This window comes from Myceligenerans indicum (genome assembly GCF_016742955.1).
Classification (GTDB): domain Bacteria; phylum Actinomycetota; class Actinomycetes; order Actinomycetales; family Cellulomonadaceae; genus Myceligenerans; species Myceligenerans indicum.
This window is the reverse complement of record NZ_JABBYC010000004.1, coordinates 37,594-51,811: the sequence shown is the minus strand read 5'-3', so window position 1 is coordinate 51,811 and position 14,218 is coordinate 37,594. Positions and strand designations below refer to the sequence as shown.

The following is a 14,218-nucleotide window of genomic DNA, read 5'->3' as shown; positions in this document are numbered from 1 at the left end:
AACCACCGGACCGGGCGGACCGCCGTCGTCGGCCGACGCCCGGAGACAGAAGTACTGCGAAAGGAAACGATGATGTTCTCCATGAGAAGGAATGCCCGCATCGGCGCGGTGGCGACGGCGGCGGCTACCGCCCTGCTGCTGGCCGCCTGTGGTGGCGGGAGCGGCGGGGGTGAGGACACCGCCGACGGTGGCGACCTGTCCGTCACCTTCCTGCCCAAGAACCTGGGCAACCCCTACTTCGACACGTCGAACGCGGGTGGGGAGGCGGCCGTCGGCGAGTTCGGCGGCACGTTCGCCGAGGTCGGTCCGACGGAGGCGAGCCCGACGTCGCAGGTCAGCTTCATCGAGACGGCCGCCCAGCAGGCCGTGGACGCGCTCGTCGTCTCCGCCAACGACCCGGAGGCGATCTGCGACGCGCTGAACGAGGCCTCGGGTGTCGGCGTCAAGATCGTCACGTTCGACTCCGACACGAACCCCGACTGCCGCGACGTCTTCGTCAACCAGGCCACGGCCGAAGGCATCGCCACGGCGCAGGTCGACCTCATCACCGAGCAGATCGGCGACGAGGGGCAGATCGCGGTGCTGTCGGCGTCGGCCAACGCGACCAACCAGAACGCGTGGATCGAGCTGATGAAGGCCGACCTCGCGGCGAACCACCCGGACGTCGAGCTGGTCGAGGTCGCCTACGGGGACGACGACGACCAGACGTCGTTCGACAAGACCGCCGCGCTGCTGCAGACCTATCCCGACCTGAAGGGGATCGTGTCGCCGACCACGGTCGGCATCGCCGCCGCGGCGCGCTACCTGTCCACGTCGGAGTACCAGGGCAAGGTCGCGCTGACCGGCCTGGGCACTCCCAACCAGATGCGCGAGTACGTCAAGGACGGCACCGTCGAGGCGTTCGCGCTGTGGAACCCGGAGGACCTCGGCTACCTGGCCGCGTACGCCGCGAACGCGCTGGCCACCGGTGAGGCGTCCGGCCCGGGCGACTCGTTCGAGGCGGGCAAGCTCGGCACGTTCGAGATCGACGACGACGGCGTGGTCCTGCTGGGCGACCCGTACGTGTTCGACGCCGACAACATCGACAACTTCGACTTCTGACATCAGACCGCGCACGACGCCGGAGCCCCGCGAGGATCTGCCCTCGCGGGGCTCCGGCATGTCCGGCGTGCGACGCGATCGAGTTCAGTAGACTGACGTTTAAGAGCTTAAGAGTCATTACACTGAGCGTCTGGGGGATGGATGTCACGACGACCGCACACCCTGTCACCGACAACCCGCGATGCGCTCGCGACGCTTGGCCTGCAGATCGCCGCTGGACGCCGAGAACGAGGGTGGACGGTAGCAGAGTGCGCGGAACGGGCCGGGCTTTCACCGAACACGCTTCGGAATGTCGAGCGCGGTGTCCCGACCGTGGCCGTCGGCACGGTTCTGGAACTCGCGGTGCTCACGGGCGTGCGCCTCTTCGGCGTGCCGCCGCAGGACCTTCCTGCGGTGAGGGCGAGGACGCGCGACCGTTTGGCCCTCCTCCCGTCCAGGGTTCGCAGGCGCACGGAGCCGGCCGATGACAACTTCTGACACATCACCAGACCACGCTTTCGTCTGGATCTGGCTCCCTGCCGCGGACGAGCCGGTGGTCGCGGGTCGCATCGACGCTCGCGGTCCGGTCCACGAATTCACCTACGGTCGGTCCTACCTGGAGCGGACGGACGCGATTTCACTGTATGAGCCGGAGCTCCCACTGATTCGTGGCAGACAGGTACCCGGCGCCGGGCTGGACATCGCGGGCTGTCTGGCGGACGCGGGCCCGGATTCATGGGGACAGCGGGTCATTCTGGCTCGACATCTGGGCAGGTTGAACAGAACGAGCGATACGGCAGATCTGACACCGATGACGTATTTCCTCGAGTCTGGTTCGGACCGGATCGGCGGTCTCGACTTCCAGGCGTCGGCGACGGAGTACCAGCCACGAAGCGCCGGGCACGCGGCGACGCTCGACGAGCTCGTACGGGCGGTGGACCGGCTGCAGTCCGGCGAAGTCCTCCCGCCGGCTCTGGCCGATGCGCTGGTCCGCGGAACGTCGATCGGAGGCGCACGGCCCAAGGCACTCCTGGACGACGGTGACCGGCGGCTCATCGCCAAGTTCTCGTCCACCACCGATCCGTACCCTGTCGTGAAAGCTGAGGCCGTGGCGATGAACCTGGCGAGAAGAGTCGGGATCGATGTGCCCGGCTCGTGGGTCGTCAGCGCGGCGGGGAAGGACGTCCTGGTGGTCGAGCGCTTCGACCGACCCGGCGGTGGACGGCGTCGGCTGATGGTCTCCCTGCTGACGATGCTTGGGCTCAGCGAGATGACGGGGCGGTATGCGACATATCCTCAGCTAGCTGACTTGGTGAGAGAACGGTTCGAACGACCGGGGGCGACTCTGCACGAGATCTTCCGGAGGATCGTCTTCAACATCGCGACGGGGAACACGGACGATCACGCCCGGAACCATGCCGCGTTCTGGGATGGGTCGTCGCTTGCCCTCACGCCCGCCTATGACCTGTGTCCCCAGGTGCGTAGCGGGAACGAGACGTCACAAGCGCTGGCGATCGGGCGCGATGGTGACCGCAGATCCCGCTTCGCGACGTGCATCGCCGCTGCCGAGATCTACCACCTGACGCGGGCCGAGGCCCAGGACATCGTCGAGAAGCAGGTCACGGTGATCGAGGAGGACTGGGAGACGGCGGCCGACGAGGAACACCTGACCGAACTCGACCGGAAGCAGCTCTGGCACCGCCAGATTCTGAACGAGTCGGTCTTCTACCGCGACTGATCACGCGTGCCACAGCTCATGCATGCTCGTCATGAGACATCCTGCCTGCGGGGTGGGCCGTGTTCGACGCCGACAACATCGACGACTTCGACTTCTGACATCAGACCGCGCACGACGCCGGAGCCCCGCGAGGATCTGCCCTCGCGGGGCTCCGGCATGTCCGGAGCGGTCGTCACGCCACCGCGGCCTGCTCGCGCGGCCCTTCGTACGCCCCGGGGTCGAACCCCCTGACGAGCAGCCACCCGGCCAGTCCGATCTCGAAGAGGCCGCCGGGGATCAGGAGCACGAGGCTGATCGGGACGCCGAAGAGCTCCGCGGCGGCGCCGGCCGCGTGCGCGACATAGCCGAGCAGGCCGAGACCGGCAAGCGGGCGCGGCACCAGACGGGTTCGGTAGAGCAGCGCCACCAGGACGAAGGCGCCGACGGCCAGGGCCAGCTGACCTGCCTGGTAGCCGAGCGCGTTGGCGTCGAGAGCCAGGCTCCCGAGGGCGGCCGCCCAGCCGTCGGCCACGTCTCCGGCGGCCGCGGTCTCCCGCGCCAGGGGGATCAGCATCAGCACGGCGAGAGCGCCCACCGCCATGAGGATCACCTGGATGATCATCGCCGCGAGGTAGGCCAGCGCGGTCCTCCGGCCGTGCTGCTCCACCACCGGGAAGAACAGGATCGCCTTGCCGATGTCGACCGCGGTGTTGAGCAGCATCAGGAAGGCGCCGAGCGTCAGCACCGTGGCGTGCGCGGCCACCGAGACGAGGAGGTCCTCCCCGCTCGCGACCGAGTTCACGAGCGCGTTGCCCGTCCCGTAGGTGAGGAACCCGGCGAGGAACAAGCCCCCGATCAGCCGGGAAACGAGCATGCGCCCGTCCAGGCGCGGTGGTGTGGTCAGGGTCGTCATGTCTGAGTCCTTCTCCGGGTGGACGGCGGGCCCGCGCGCGTCGTCGTACCCGAGCGCGCGCAGGTTTCGTACTTAGTACGACTGCTACCGTACACAGTACGAACACCTGCGTGAAGCCCTGAGAGAAGGACGATGACGGAATCACCGAGCTCCTCGGCGCCCGCGGCACCGACCCGGAAGCGGCTGACCCGCGAGCGCGTTCTGAACGCGGCGCTGGACATCGCCGACCGCGGGGGGCTCCAGCGGCTCACCATCCGCTCCCTCGCGAGCGAGCTGGGCGCCCGGCCGATGTCCGTGTACCACTACGTCTCCGGCAAGGACGAGCTGCTCGACGCCCTGGTCGACGCCGTCTTCGACGCGATCGACTCCCCGGACCCCGACGGCGACTGGCGCGAGGAGATCCGCCGGAGCGCGCACTCGGCCCGCGCCGTCCTACGGAAGCACAGCTGGGCGATCGGCCTGCTGGAGTCCCGTACGTCCCCCGGGCCCGCGACCCTGCGACACCACGACCGCGTCCTCGCATGCCTGCTGCGCTCGGGATTCTCCGCCGAGCTGACCGCACACGCCTACGCCCTCGTCGACAGCTACGTCTACGGCTTCGCCCTGCAGGAGGCGTCGCTCCCGTTCGAGGGCCCCGACGCCGTCGGCGGCGTCGCCGAGCCGATCCTGGAGCGAATGGGAGCCGGCGAGTACCCGGCGATGGTGGAGATGGCCACGAACCACTACCTCCAGCCCGGCTACGACTGGGCGGACGAGTTCGGCTTCGGGCTCGACCTCATCCTCGACGGCCTGGAGCAGCGGCGAGGGTGAAGGCACCAGCGACTCGGCCAGCGGCGCAGGCGCCGCCCGCGGGGTCAGCGGCGCAGGCGCCGCTCCCGGTGTCAGCGGCGCAGGCGCCGCTCCAGGCCGTCGAGGACGACGTCGAGCCCGAACTCGAACTCGGCCTGGTCGTCGCACCAGCCGAGGGTCGTGGACGCCTCGTGGGAGAGATGCTGCGCCATCCGCGCGAGGAAGGGCAGCGTCTCGGAGAGCGCGGTCAGGTCGGAGAGCGCCGCCTGCTCGTCCACGCCGGCCTCGGTCACCGCCGGGGCCCCCGGCTCGAAGAGTTCGGGTGAGAAGCCCAGCGCGCGCGGCCCGAACGTGTGCAGGGCGTGGTGCGCGAGGTCGAGGCTGAACCCGCCGTCGACCAGGATCGAGCCGAACTCGTCGAAGTAGCGCAGCATCGCGGGCCCGATCGTGCCGTGCGAGGCGATGAGGGCGGGCGCCCAGCGATGCCGCAACAGCGTGGCGCGGGCGGTGAGGACGCGTCGGCGCAGGTTGGTGCGCCAGTCGGCCGGGTCCCGAGGCGCGGGGAGCGCGTCGCAGGCGTCGTTGACCTCGGCGACGACGACCTCCACGAGGGAGTCGAGCAGGTCGTTCTTGCCGGAGACATGCCGGTACAGCGCCATCGCCTCGACCCCGAGCAGGTCGGCGACGGACCGCATGGTGACGCCCTTCAAGCCTTCGCGGTCCGCGACCTCCACGGCGGCCGCCCGCACGCGGTCGCGGTTCAGGGGACGACGCCGGTTCCGTGTCTCGGTCACGACCGCATTCTCTCCGATCGTTCACCCTTCCCCAGGGTTGTCACACTCACGCTTACAAGGTAAACATGTTTACAAGATAAACTTCGAGGTGAGGATCGATCACGATGGCCACATCCGTCTTGTCCCTGCTCGCGGTTCTCGCCGGGGTGGTGGTTCTCGTCCCCGCGGTGGCGCTGGCGCTCCTGGTGACAGGCATCCGCACGCAGAACCCGCGGATCCTGGGAGCGGTGCGGCGCTTCAACCGGTCCTACGGCAACCGCGCGCCGCTGCGTGTCGCCGGCAAGGAGGGCTCCGCGACGGGACTGCTGTACCACCGCGGCCGCACGAGCGGCCGCGAGTACGCCACGCCCATCGGCCCCGGTGCCGAGCCCGGCGGCTTCGCCGTCATGCTCCCCTACGGCCCCGGCACCGACTGGCTGCGGAACCTCCGCGCGGCAGGGTCCGCCGTCCTGCGGTTCGACGGCCGCACCTACCGCGTGGACCGGCCGGAGGTGGTACCGGTCGCGAACACCGTCCTCGCCGAGCGGGAGGCGACGATGATCCGGATCTTCGGGGCCAGGACCGCCCTGCGCCTGCGCGCCACCGAGATCAGCAGCGAGGAGACCACGCAGGGACCCGCGCGACCCACCACCTCCTGACACCCTGCGATGGCAGGGAGACCGTGGCGCCAGCATGCTGAGGGCAGGCGGACGGGGGGAACCGGTGGACGAACAGAGCTTGATGATGCTGACGCTGATCACGCTTGCCGCCGTCACCGCTCCTTTTCTGGCGGATCGCATCGAGCCGTGGCTGAAGGTCCCGTCGGTGGTCTTCGAGATCCTCCTGGGCGTCCTGCTGGGGCCCGCGCTTCTCGGCCTCGTGGAGAGGACGGACGTCGTCGACGCGCTGAGCGATCTCGGACTCGCGTTCCTGATGTTCCTGGCCGGGTACGAGATCGAGGTCGGGCGCATCGCCGGAGGGCCTCTACGGCGCGCGACGTGGAGCTGGCTGACCTCGCTCGGGATCGGCCTCGCCCTCGGGCTCGCCGTGGGCGGGACGGACACGGGTCTCGTGGTGGGGCTCGCACTGACCACCACCGCGCTCGGCGTGGTCCTTCCGCTCGTGAAGGACGCCGGCCTCGACGGCACGCGATTCGGTGGCCGCGTCCTCGCGGTCGGGACCATCGGCGAGTTCGGCCCGATCCTCGCCATCGCCTTCGTCCTCAGCGGTCGCCGGCCGGCACACACGCTCGCCGTGCTCGTCCTGTTCACCGCGCTCGCCCTGGCCGGGGCCTGGATCGCCCGGAAGCCCCGGCGCCCCCGGCTGGGCCGTCTCGTCACCGCCACGCTGGGGACGAGCTCCCAGGTGGCGGTGCGGCTGTGCGTCTTCCTGGTGATCCTGCTGTTCGCGATCGCGGAGTGGCTGGGGCTCGATCCGGTGCTCGGCGCGTTCACGGCGGGACTGCTCGTGCACATCTTCCTCGAGTCGAGCGACGCCACGGAGACGCGGATCGTGGGGTCCCGGCTGGAGGGGATCGGGTTCGGTTTCCTCATCCCGATCTTCTACGTCGTCACCGGAGTCGGTCTGGACGTCAGGTCGCTGTTCTCCGACCCGCGGGTCCTGGTCACGATTCCCGTCTTCCTCGTGCTCCTCCTGGTGGTCAGAGGCGTTCCCACCTACCTGTTCCACCGGCAGGTCCTTCCGCGCCGTGAGGTGCTGGCCCTGTCCACCATGGCCGCCACCGGGCTCCCGCTCATCGTGGTCATCACGACGGCGGGCGTCGCGGGCGGCGCTCTCGAGAAGGCGCAGGCCGCCGCGCTGGTCTTCTCGGGGGTGCTGTCGGTGCTGGTCTTCCCGGTCCTCGCGCAGCGGATCGGTGAGACCGCCCGCCGTGGCACGACGGCGGGCGAACGTTCGGAGGAGCCGGACGACCGCCTCTAGGGCACCCGGCGTGATCCCGGCCCGGCCCGCGAACCTGTGTCCGTTCCTCCGGCCGAGCGCTTAGTGTGTCTGACCATGGACGACGAGATCGTGGCCGAGACCCCCGCAGCCCCGACACCACGGCAGACCAGCCGCGCCCTCGCACGCGCCGAGAGGGGCGTCGCGCTGGACGTGGAGGAGACCGCCGCGCTGCTTGCCGCCACGGGCGAGGAGCTGGACCGGCTGTGCACGGTCGCGGCCCGCGTCCGGGACGCCGGCCTCGTGGAGGCAGGGCGCCCCGGAACGACCACCTACTCGCCGAAGGTCTTCATCCCCGTCACCCGCCTGTGCCGCGACCGCTGCCACTACTGCACCTTCGTGGAGACGCCCGGCCAGGCCGCCCGCGAGGGACGCGAACCGTACCTGTCGCCGGACGAGATCCTGGCCATCGCCGCGCAGGGCGCGGAGCTGGGCTGTCTGGAGGCGCTCTTCACGCTCGGCGACCGCCCGGAGGACCGCTGGCCCGAGGCCCGGCAGTGGCTCGACTCGCGGGGCTACGACTCCACGCTGGCCTACGTCCGCGCGATGGCCGTGCGGGTCCTGGAGGAGACCGGCCTGCTCCCCCATCTCAACCCCGGGGTGATGAGCTGGGAGGAGCTGAACCGGCTCAAGCCGGTGGCGCCGTCCATGGGAATGATGCTGGAGACCACCTCCCGGCGGCTGCACGAGACCAAGGGCCTGGCGCACTACGGCTCACCGGACAAGGACCCGCAGGTGCGGCTCCGCGTCCTGGAGGACGCCGGGCGGCTCTCGATCCCGTTCACGTCCGGCCTGCTGGTCGGCATCGGCGAGACCCTCACCGAGCGCGCCGAGACGATCTTCGCGCTGCGTACGAACCTGCGCCGCTACGGCGCGCTCCAGGAGACCATCGTCCAGAACTTCCGGGCCAAGCCGGACACGGCGATGCGGCACACCGACGACCTCCCGCTCGACGAGTACCGCGCCGCCATCGCGGTCACCCGCGTCGTGCTCGGCCCCAAGGCGCGCATCCAGGCGCCGCCGAACCTCGTCGACCTGGCCGAGTGCACCGCCCTGCTGGACGCCGGCATCGACGACTGGGGCGGCGTCTCGCCGCTCACCCCCGATCACGTCAACCCGGAACGCCCCTGGCCCTCGCTGGACCGCCTGCGCGAGACGGTCGAGGCGCACGGCTTCACCCTGCGCCCGCGCCTCACGGTCCACCCGCAGTACGTGCTCCAGGGCGAGCCGTGGCTGGACCCGCGGGTCAGCGCCCACGTCGCAGCCCTGGCCGACGACGACGGCCTGGCGCGGCCGGGCGTCAAGCCGTCCGGCATCCCCTGGCAGGAGCCCGACGACGGCTTCACCGCTGCGGGCCGCACGGACCTGCACGAGACGGTCGACACGGAGGGCCGGACAGCGGACCGCCGCACGGACTTCGACGCGGTCTACGGCGACTGGCAGGGCCTCCGCGACGAGGTGGCCCACCGCAACGAGGCACCCCCGGCCGTCGACCACGACGTCTTGGATGATGGAAACGCGACCACCATCGAGGACGTCGTGGCCGGCACCGAGGCGACGGCGGAGCCGGCCGCGGGCGGCGCCGCGATCGGTGCCGAGGGGAGGGCCGCACTGGCAGCGGCCGAGCGGGATCCGGGTGGGCTGTCCGACGAGCACGCGCTGACCCTCATGACCGCCGAGGGCGAGCTGCTGGACCGCGTGTGCGAGCTCGCCGACCACCTGCGGCACGAGACCGTCGGCGACGACGTCACCTATGTGGTGAACCGGAACATCAACTTCACCAACGTCTGCTACGTGGGGTGCCGGTTCTGCGCGTTCGCCCAGCGCCGCAGCGACGCCGACGCGTACTCGCTGTCGCTGGACCAGGTCGCGGAGCGGGCCGAGGAGGCCTGGAACCTCGGCGCCACCGAGGTGTGCATGCAGGGCGGCATCGACCCGCAGCTGCCCGCCACGGGGTACTTCGACCTGGTGAGTGCGATCAAGAAGCGGGTGCCTGGCATGCACGTGCACGCGTTCAGCCCCATGGAGATCGTCAACGGCGCCTCGCGCACCGGGCTGAGCTTCGAGGACTTCCTGATCAAGGCCCGCGAGTCGGGCCTGGACACCGTCCCGGGCACGGCCGCGGAGATCCTGGACGACGACGTGCGGTGGATCCTCACGAAGGGGAAGCTGCCCACGAGCACGTGGATCGACGTCATCTCCACGGCGCACCGGGTCGGGCTGCGGTCCAGCTCGACGATGATGTACGGGCACGTCGACCACCCGCGGCACTGGGTGAAGCACCTGCGCGTGATCTCCCGCCTCCAGGACGAGACCGGCGGGTTCACCGAGTTCGTACCGCTGCCGTTCGTGCACAACAGCTCGCCGATCTACCTCGCGGGCGTGGCACGCCCCGGGCCGAGCGCTCGCGACAACCTGGCGGTCCACGCGATGGCCCGGATCATGCTGCACGGACGCATCGACAACATCCAGACGAGCTGGGTGAAGCTCGGGGTGGACGGCACGCGCCGCATGCTGCGGGCCGGGGTGAACGACCTGGGCGGCACCCTGATGGAGGAGACGATCTCCCGCATGGCCGGCTCGGAGCACGGATCGGCCAAGACGGTCGCGGAGCTGGAGGAGATCGCCGCGGGGATCGGCCGGCCGGTCCGTCAGCGCACGACGACGTACGGCCGGCCCTGACAGGGGCCTTCCCCGGTCCTGGGGACGGCCCCCCGTGCGCACGCCCGTCCTAGGGACGGCCCGTGCGCACGCCGTCGACGTACAGCTCCAGGTCGCTGCTCTTCTCCGGCCAGAAGCAGAGCAGGCCGGCGATCCGCATCGACTCCGCCAGCGGCGTCTCGTACGTCCAGACCGTGTCGGTGAGTTCCGCGTCTGCGGCATCGATGGTCCAGTACGACGCCGCCCCCTTGTAGGGGCAGTGGGTCGTGGTACCGGTGGGGGTGAGCAGATCCATGCGCACGTCGACCCGCGGCAGGTAGTAGCGGGGCTCCAGGCCGGTCTCCGTCAGGACGACCGGCCGCCGCGACTCGGCGACCACCTGGCCACCCACGACGACACGGACGTGGCGGCTGGACGCCAGCGCGTCCACCCGCACGTACGGGCTGCGGGGATGGGTGTGCAGGACCTCGTCCTCCTCGAGCCAGGTGTCGAAGGACGACCAGGTCAGGGTGTACCGGTCGCGCATGGCCTCGACCGGGGCCTCGGGGTAGCGCTGCGCGGCACCCGGCAGCGTGCGGTCGCCGACGACGACGTCGAACAGCTCGCTGCGCCCGAGCACCTTCGACCGTGGCGCCCGGGCTGCGGCCGGGCGCGGCACGGCCCGGAGATCCTCGGGGGCGAAGAACAGCCGGGGGTAGTAGGGATGCTCCCAGACGAGCAGCGGGGCGTCGGAGTCGACGACGACGTCCCCCTCACTGAGAGCGCGGATCCTGGTCCGGCCTCGCTGCACCGTCCCCGGCGTGATCATGAACGGGTTGTCGACGACGTCGGGCATCTCAGGCACCTCTCGCTGCGGGTCACGGACCGGGCGGGGCGCACGGAGCCGCTGGACGACCCTTCCTCCGGACAACCGGAGGAGCCCGCACCGTTGTTCCCACCACGGGCCGGGAAATGCCCGGTTCGTCAGCCGCGCGCCGCCGCCGGCAGCATGGCGGGGTCGTGGGCGCAGACCACGTCGACCGAGCCGCGATGGCTCCGGGCGAGGTCCGCGAGCCGGATGTGCTGGGCACGAGCCCGGGCGGCGTCGGCCGTGACGAAGCGCTGGTGGAAGCGGAACAGCGGCGGGACGAAGCCCCCGGTCAGGTAGGCGTGATGGTTGAAGGCGTCACCCGCGTGCAGGATCCAGCGCTTCCCCACGTCCGCAGCCGCGCCGTCCGCAGCCCCGCCGCCCGTCGCCCCGCCGTCCGTCGTCGCGTCGACGGCGACGCCCGCGTGCCCGCGGGTGTGTCCCGCCAGGGGAACCAGCAGCACCCCGGGCACGATCTCGGAGACGCCCGGAAGCCCCCTCCACGTGGCCCGTCCGGGCGGGTGCGCCACGACGTCCGGCCGGTGCGCCCATTGCGCGGCCAGGTACCGCCGTCGTTCCATCCGATCCGGGCGCCGCAGGGCATCCGCCTCCGCCGCGGTGAGGTGCACGCGGGCGCGCGGGAAGTCGGCGATGCCGCCCGCGTGGTCGAGATCGGCGTGGGTCAGTACCACGTGCCGGACATCGGCGGCCGAGAATCCCAGGGCCTCCACCTGGCGCAGCGCGGTCCGGGCCTCGTCGAGCACGGGCCGCATCACGAAGCGCACCGGGCCGAGCCGTGCCGGGTCGCGGACGTCTGCCAGGCCGAACCCCGAGTCGACCAGGACCAGCCCGTCGTCGGACTCGCACACGAGCACGTGCGAGACGATCGGCGCGCCGGGAATGCGCATCGTTCCTGCGTCGAGGTGGTGTACCCGCATGCCGGGACCGTACCCCGGCCGGGCTCGTCACCCCAGGCCCCCGAGGTCTCGGACGCGGCGGCGGAATACGCCAGAATGAGTGTTCTACGCCATATGGCCAGTAGGAGGTAGTGGTGGAGGAGTCACGGACCGAACGACTCGCGGGCGCCGTGGCCATGATCGGCCGCGGCGCGTCACCGGAGGTCCCGGCGTCGCTCGGCGACTGGAGCACCGAGCACTGGCGTGACGCGCTGCTCGGGATCCCCGTCGACGAACGCACCTACGAGGACCGTTTCGGCAGAACGCGGCGGCACGACGTCGAGCGGCTCTGGTCCTGGTGGACGAGCCGGGGAACCACGCGAGGCCCGGCGGCGCGAACCACCGGCCGCCTCGGCTTCCTCCTCCTGACCCTGGCCTCGATGTACTGCTCGGACCGCGTCCGCTTCCACGGGGAGCAGGGTGAGGAGGTGCGGGTCGCGGGCACGACGTCCGCCGAGATCTGCCGCCGGATGGTCGACGACCCCCAGGTCCGCGCGTCGCTGCTGGACCTGTACGCCCCGGGCCTGGCGGTCCCGTCCGGTGACCGCCCGAGCCCTGCCGCGCGGTCCGAGTGGGCGACGGTGGAAGGAGCACGGCTGCAGTTCCACCACCACGGCACGACGTCGTTCATCCTGCGCGGAAGGGCAGCGCACTCCTCGCAGGGGCGGACCCCGACCTTCGCGCTGAAGTGCGTCATCTACCCATATCTCACGATCCCCGCGATCGCCGCGGCGACGCGCGACTATCTCGAGGACTACGGCACGCTCGACGAGGACTCGGCACCCGTGCCGCACGTGTGGGCGAGCCACGGCAGCTGGATCCTCATGGACTTCCTCCCGGGCCGGACGCTCGCCGAGCACCTGAGGGGTCGCGCGGCGGAGCGGCCCGCCCCGCGGCGCGAGATCCTGCGGGAGCTCGACGTCGAGGCGCTCGAGACGTACGGCGCGGCCGTGGTCCGCGCACTGGCGGAGCTGCAGCGGCTCGGGCGACGGCACAACGACCTCACGCCGTCGAACGTCATCGTGCAGGAGGACGAGGTCACGGGCGTGCGGGCTCGGTTCGTCGATCTGGGGGTCAACCACCTGCACACCCGCTCGGTCCCGGGGGTGCCGCCGGGCGAGACCGTCTACGTGGCGCCCGAGGTGCGGCGCGAGGGCGCCGGCGACGGCAACCTGTCGGACCTGTACTCGCTGGGCATGCTGCTCGTCGCCGTCGCCGGTGCACCGCACACGCCCGACGGGACGGTGCCGGACGCGTTCTACGTCGCCTCGACCGGCATGGCCCGGCTGCTGGAGGATCTGGTCGACGCCGAACCCGGCCGCCGGCTGGCCGTGTGCGGCGCGCACCGGTCGCGGGAGGGTGCCGGGTCACCGGCGGGCATGCTGCGGAGGCTGTACGACGACGAGGTCGAGGTGCTGTCGGCGAACAGGAGCGTCGACGCGGAACGCGACCTGCTCGACCGGGTCAGGGAGCGCGTTCCCGGCGCCGAGGCGGTGGCACGCCAGCGGCGGATCCTGAAGGTCCTCGCCCGGCAGGCGGGAAGCGGCCGCGCGGCTCGGGGACGGATGCGCCCGGGAAGCACGGCACCCCTGGGCGGCGCGGCGCTCCCGCCGTTGCACGCGAGCCAGCTCCGGCGGTCTCGCTACCTGCGGCGCTGGTCGCTGGTGTGCACGGTCGCGCTCTGGGCGGCGACGGCGCTGCTGCTCACGCTGTGGAGCCGCGATGCCGGTATCGGCTGGCAGGCCCGCTGGCTGGACGTGGCGACACGCCTCCCGGGCGTCGTCACCGACCCGCTCTCGGTACTCGACGGCCTGCGGCTGGACGGCCATCACGGCGCGGACTTCTGGGGAAACCTCCCCTCACGTCTGGTCGCCTTCACGTTCGCCCTGGTGGGCCTCCGGATGTATCTGGAGATCTTCGCCGCGCTGACTCCGCTTCCCCTCGGATCACGGCGCGGGATGCTGCGTGCGCGGACGGTGACCGCCGAGGTGGCGCTCCGCGTGCTCGCCGTCTCCCCCGCCGTGTACGTCCTGGCGCCCACGCTCCTGTCGCGGGAGTGGTGGCCGGCCCTGACGGCGATCGGGCTGTGGACGTTCTGCCTCGCCTTCTGGGCCTGTCTCTGGTTCGCGCGGGACGCGCTCCGGCGTGCCCGCCGGATCGGCCTCTCGACGGTGCCGGCCGGTGAGATCCCCACCCTCGGCAGGTTCGAGCAGTGGATACCGACGCTCCTGCTGTACGCGTCGGCAGTTCTGGTCATCGGCACGCTCCTGATGACCGGAGTGCTGCACGACGAACTGGCGTACGCCGCGTTCGCGAGCGTCATAAACATCGCCATCTTCTACGTGAAGAACGCGGGGACGGACGCGCCGCTGGTGCGCGTCGGGCTGAGCAGGGCGGTCCTCGCGGCCGAACGGCTGGACCGGACGGCTGCGACGACACCCGCCGGAGACACCCCGGCCCGAGGCGCGGGCGCGGTGGACGGCACCGGCCGGCCCGAACGGTGAGACGCACTCCCTACGATGG

At 71.2% G+C, this 14,218-nt stretch carries 12 protein-coding genes; 8 read left to right on the top strand and 4 right to left on the bottom strand.

Annotated features, from left to right (window positions below):
- Positions 1 to 72 precede the first annotated feature (72 nt).
- From rhaS to HGK34_RS04400, 3 genes are all read left to right on the top strand, one after another.
- Positions 73 to 1,101: a rhamnose ABC transporter substrate-binding protein gene (gene rhaS / locus HGK34_RS04410; protein ID WP_244666398.1), complete on the top strand. Its 1,029-nt coding sequence runs from the start codon at positions 73 to 75 to the stop codon at positions 1,099 to 1,101.
- Between the two features lie 141 nt (positions 1,102 to 1,242).
- Complete coding sequence (locus HGK34_RS23720; protein WP_201845365.1) at positions 1,243 to 1,578, top strand: helix-turn-helix domain-containing protein; 336 nt, start codon at positions 1,243 to 1,245, stop codon at positions 1,576 to 1,578.
- Between the two features lie 313 nt (positions 1,579 to 1,891).
- The gene (locus tag HGK34_RS04400) at positions 1,892 to 2,818 is read left to right on the top strand and encodes a type II toxin-antitoxin system HipA family toxin (protein WP_244666397.1); all 927 of its coding nucleotides are present in this window, start codon (positions 1,892 to 1,894) and stop codon (positions 2,816 to 2,818) included.
- 172 nt (positions 2,819 to 2,990) lie between these two features.
- Here the strand turns inward: HGK34_RS04400 and HGK34_RS04395 are convergent, their stop codons facing one another.
- Positions 2,991 to 3,710 (bottom strand): DUF4386 domain-containing protein, encoded by a 720-nt coding sequence (locus HGK34_RS04395; protein WP_201845363.1) that lies wholly within the window; start codon positions 3,708 to 3,710, stop codon positions 2,991 to 2,993.
- 132 nt (positions 3,711 to 3,842) lie between these two features.
- Between HGK34_RS04395 and HGK34_RS04390 the strand changes: the two genes are divergently transcribed.
- Positions 3,843 to 4,520 carry a TetR/AcrR family transcriptional regulator gene (locus HGK34_RS04390; protein WP_201845362.1) on the top strand — a complete coding sequence of 226 codons (678 nt, stop codon included), beginning with the start codon at positions 3,843 to 3,845 and terminating at the stop codon, positions 4,518 to 4,520.
- A gap of 71 nt (positions 4,521 to 4,591) precedes the next feature.
- On the opposite strand, the gene HGK34_RS04385 is transcribed toward HGK34_RS04390, so the two are convergent.
- Complete coding sequence (locus HGK34_RS04385) at positions 4,592 to 5,293, bottom strand: TetR/AcrR family transcriptional regulator C-terminal domain-containing protein (protein ID WP_307815746.1); 702 nt, start codon at positions 5,291 to 5,293, stop codon at positions 4,592 to 4,594.
- Between the two features lie 104 nt (positions 5,294 to 5,397).
- Between HGK34_RS04385 and HGK34_RS04380 the strand changes: the two genes are divergently transcribed.
- The 3 genes from HGK34_RS04380 (at position 5,398) to HGK34_RS04370 (ending at position 9,913) form a co-directional block, all read left to right on the top strand.
- A complete protein-coding gene (locus tag HGK34_RS04380; protein WP_201845361.1) occupies positions 5,398 to 5,931 on the top strand; it encodes a PNPOx family protein in 534 nt (177 codons plus the stop codon).
- A 64-nt stretch (positions 5,932 to 5,995) separates the two neighbouring features.
- Positions 5,996 to 7,213, top strand: a complete 1,218-nt coding sequence (locus tag HGK34_RS04375) for a cation:proton antiporter (protein WP_201845360.1) — start codon at positions 5,996 to 5,998, stop codon at positions 7,211 to 7,213.
- 75 nt (positions 7,214 to 7,288) lie between these two features.
- The gene (locus HGK34_RS04370) at positions 7,289 to 9,913 is read left to right on the top strand and encodes a bifunctional FO biosynthesis protein CofGH (protein WP_201845359.1); all 2,625 of its coding nucleotides are present in this window, start codon (positions 7,289 to 7,291) and stop codon (positions 9,911 to 9,913) included.
- A 49-nt stretch (positions 9,914 to 9,962) separates the two neighbouring features.
- Here HGK34_RS04370 and HGK34_RS04365 read toward each other — a convergent pair whose 3' ends face one another.
- Positions 9,963 to 10,727 (bottom strand): DUF427 domain-containing protein, encoded by a 765-nt coding sequence (locus HGK34_RS04365; protein WP_201845358.1) that lies wholly within the window; start codon positions 10,725 to 10,727, stop codon positions 9,963 to 9,965.
- 128 nt (positions 10,728 to 10,855) lie between these two features.
- The gene (locus HGK34_RS04360) at positions 10,856 to 11,677 is read right to left on the bottom strand and encodes an MBL fold metallo-hydrolase (RefSeq protein ID WP_201845357.1); all 822 of its coding nucleotides are present in this window, start codon (positions 11,675 to 11,677) and stop codon (positions 10,856 to 10,858) included.
- A gap of 113 nt (positions 11,678 to 11,790) precedes the next feature.
- On the opposite strand from HGK34_RS04360, the gene HGK34_RS04355 reads away from it, so the two are divergent.
- On the top strand, positions 11,791 to 14,199 hold the full coding sequence (locus HGK34_RS04355; RefSeq protein ID WP_201845356.1) for a protein kinase domain-containing protein: 2,409 nt from the start codon (positions 11,791 to 11,793) through the stop codon (positions 14,197 to 14,199).
- The last annotated feature ends 19 nt before the right edge of the window (positions 14,200 to 14,218 follow it).